Consider the following 641-nt stretch of genomic DNA (forward strand, 5'->3'; position numbering starts at 1 on the left):
GTGAAAAACAATTTTTTGATCAAGATGCTGATTCAGATTAACAAAACTGTTCAGGAGATTCTCTGAAATGGCAACAGGTTCTCCATAAACTTCAACTTCATCAAGATGTAAGCGGGTTTCTTCATTCAATTGCAGCCGAACATAACGAGCTAGTTTGGAAGCTATAGCTACAACAAGAGGCTTCCCATCAACTCCTCCAAATATATTATTTTCGTCGTTAGTATATACTAAGTTCCAGTTTTCACCATCGGACGAGAGCAAAATTCTCAGAGTACGAGCACGATCAGCACAGGTATCTATTCGATTGTAAACTTGTACTTCCGTGAGTAAGTAAATACCTTCTAAATCTACTTGCCACCAAGGATTGACTTCTAGTTTTGTGTGAAAGCTAAATTTTCCGTCTTTAATACCATTGACTGCTGATTGCAATTGATTACAATGAGATGAGTGTGAGCTTTGCTGAGTTGGTTTCCTTAAAGCTACGTTAGGATGGTAACTAATATTATCATTAAATTTTATGAGGATAGTGTTTAAATCTCGTTCAAATTGTAACAATAGATTGATCAAGTGAAAAACAATTTTTTGATCAAGATGCTGATTCAGATTAACAAAACTGTTCAGGAGATTCTCTGAAATGGCAA

1 protein-coding gene is annotated in these 641 nt (G+C 35.6%); it reads right to left on the reverse strand.

Going from position 1 to position 641, the window contains the following annotated elements:
* Positions 1-567 (reverse strand): discoidin domain-containing protein (locus PL9214_RS29290; protein WP_306341375.1); only part of this gene is annotated, 567 nt, incomplete at its 3' end.
* Positions 568-641 lie beyond the last annotated feature (74 nt).

It is taken from the genome of Planktothrix tepida PCC 9214 (assembly GCF_900009145.1).
In the GTDB taxonomy this organism is placed as follows: Bacteria; Cyanobacteriota; Cyanobacteriia; order Cyanobacteriales; family Microcoleaceae; genus Planktothrix; species Planktothrix tepida.